Source organism: Streptomyces phytophilus (genome assembly GCF_013870535.1).
Lineage (GTDB): Bacteria > Actinomycetota > Actinomycetes > Streptomycetales > Streptomycetaceae > Streptomyces > Streptomyces phytophilus.
Genome location: NZ_JACBXC010001306.1, coordinates 1 through 1,645, shown reverse-complemented (window position 1 = coordinate 1,645; position 1,645 = coordinate 1). Strand labels below are relative to the sequence as shown.

The 1,645-nt window shown below is 73.4% G+C and carries 2 protein-coding genes and 1 pseudogene; 1 reads left to right on the top strand and 2 read right to left on the bottom strand.

Annotated elements, in window-relative coordinates; all coding sequences use genetic code 11:
• Positions 1-210, bottom strand: a pseudogene (locus H5J30_RS31845) (peptidyl-tRNA hydrolase); the annotation flags it as partial.
• 66 nt (positions 211-276) lie between these two features.
• Here H5J30_RS31845 and H5J30_RS31840 point away from each other — a divergent pair.
• Positions 277-954 carry an AIM24 family protein gene (locus H5J30_RS31840; protein ID WP_181791064.1) on the top strand — a complete coding sequence of 226 codons (678 nt, stop codon included), beginning with the start codon at positions 277-279 and terminating at the stop codon, positions 952-954.
• Between the two features lie 67 nt (positions 955-1,021).
• Here H5J30_RS31840 and H5J30_RS31835 read toward each other — a convergent pair.
• The coding region (locus tag H5J30_RS31835) for a polysaccharide deacetylase family protein (RefSeq protein WP_181791062.1) at positions 1,022-1,645 on the bottom strand (624 nt) is incomplete at its 5' end.

The window sequence follows — 1,645 nt, the reverse complement described above, 5'->3', positions numbered from 1 at the left end:
GTCCCGTACCGCCCCGGCCCACGGGCCGTCGCCCGTCGCGCGCTCGTCCGCCAGCAGGATCAGCACCGCGCGCGCCGCCGTCTGGAGCGCGTCGGTGCGCGCGGGCGGGCTGCCGCGTTCGATGCGTACGACGAGGGGGAGGACGAACTGCGGCAGGTCGTCGCGGCTCACTGCCTCGTGCTGGAAGGGGCTGGTCTCGGCACTGGTCACGCGATCAAGTGTGCCAGTGGCGCCGCCCGCTTGGCGGAGGGAGGGATTCCGGCGGATCATGCGCGTATGCGCAGTGATTTGTTCGCCAAGGAAAACATGGCCGAGCCCGCGACGCAGGCCGGCATGACTCTGCAGAACCCCAAGTCGATCAAGTACGCCGTCAACGGCGAGTGCCTCGCCCGGCAGGGCGCGATGATCGCCTACCGGGGCAACCTGCAGTTCGAGAAGAAGGGCCAGGGGGCCGGGCAGTTCCTCAAGCGCGCGGTCACCGGCGAGGGCCTGGCGCTCATGTCGGTGAAGGGGCAGGGCGAGTGCTGGTTCGCGCTCAGCGCGGCCAACTGCTTCATCCTGGACTTCGACCAGCCGAACGACAGCCTCACGCTCAACGGGCGCAACGTGCTGTGCTTCGACTCGACGCTGTCGTACGACATCAAGGTGGTCAAGGGCGCCGGCATGGCGGGCGGCGGGCTGTTCAACAGCGTGTTCACCGGCCAGGGCCGGCTGGGCGTGGTCTGCGACGGCTCCCCGATCGTCATCCCCGTCGCGCCGGGCTACCCGGTCTTCGTCGACACCGACGCCGTCGTCGGCTGGAGCACGCAGCTCCAGACGGGGCTGCACCGCTCGCAGAGCTTCGGGTCGATGATCCGCGGCGGCTCCGGCGAGGTCATGCAGCTCCGGCTGGACGGCGAGGGGTTCGTCGTGGTGCGGCCGAGCGAGACGGGTCCGGGGGCGCCCGCCGGGTGACCCCGGGCGCCGCGGCGGAGGGGCCGGCGGGAGTCCCGGCGCCGCCGTGACGGCTCCCGTACGGGCCTCAGCGCCCCGCGGCCAGCTCGGAGACCCTGGCGAAGCCGTACCCGCGGCGGCGCAGCTCCGGCACGATCTCGCGCACCGCCTCCTCCGTGACCGGCGCCGCGCTGCGCGTGACGTGCAGGACGACGACCGACCCCGGCCGCACGCGCGTCAGTACCTCCTCCGCCACCGCCCCCGGGTCGGTGGCGAACGCGTCGCCGCTGGAGACGTCCCACTGCACGGCGGTCACGCCCGTCGGGGCGAGGGCGCGCAGCGCCGTGTCGTCGTAGCAGCCGCCGGGGAAGCGGAAGTACGGGACGGGGGCGGGTACGCCCGCGCGGCGCAGCTCGGCGAAGGTGCGCTCCACCTCGGCGCGCATGGCGCCCGGGTCGACCCCGGGCAGGCCGTGGCAGGGCGTGGCGAAGGCGTGGTGGCTGTAGGAGTGGTTGGCCACCTCGAACAGGGGGTCGCGGCCGATGGCGCGGGCCTGGTCGGGGTAGCGGGCGGCCCAGGTGCCGGTCATGAAGACGGTCGCCGGCACCTTCAGCTCCCGGAGCGCGGCGATGAGCCCGGGGTTGTCGAACTGCTCGCCGGCGTCGGCCCGGTCGTGCTGGCCGGCCATCATGTCGGCGTCGAAGGTGAGCGC

Coding starts and splice junctions, on each gene's coding strand:
- H5J30_RS31840 (WP_181791064.1), top strand. CDS start 277: ATGCGCAGTGATTTGTTCGCCAAGGAAAACATGGCCGAGCCCGCGACG.